The 250-nt window shown below is 64.8% G+C and carries 1 protein-coding gene; it reads left to right on the top strand.

Annotation, left to right across the window (positions count from 1 at the left end):
* Nucleotides 1–250 (top strand): ATP-binding cassette domain-containing protein (locus tag B4920_RS27260; RefSeq protein ID WP_139379743.1); only part of this gene is annotated, 250 nt, incomplete at both ends.

Raw genomic sequence — 250 nt, 5'->3', positions numbered from 1 at the left:
GGATCGACCGGCTCTCGATCCGCCCCGGTCGTCCGGAACTGCCGGTGCGTTTTATGAGCGGCGGCAACCAGCAAAAAGCCATTCTGGCCCGCTGGCTGGGTACCGACGCACGGCTCTTTATTCTCGATGAACCCACTCTTGGGGTCGATATCGGCGCCCGCAGCGATATTTATCAGCGCACCCGCGAGCTGGCGGATCGCGGACGCGCGGTACTGGTCTCCTCCAGCGATGCGCCGGAGCTGCTGGGCCT

Source organism: Zoogloea sp. LCSB751 (assembly GCF_002028455.1).
GTDB lineage: Bacteria > Pseudomonadota > Gammaproteobacteria > Burkholderiales > Rhodocyclaceae > Zoogloea.
Note: the sequence above shows the minus strand (reverse complement) of the source record. Positions and strands in the feature narration are given on the sequence as shown.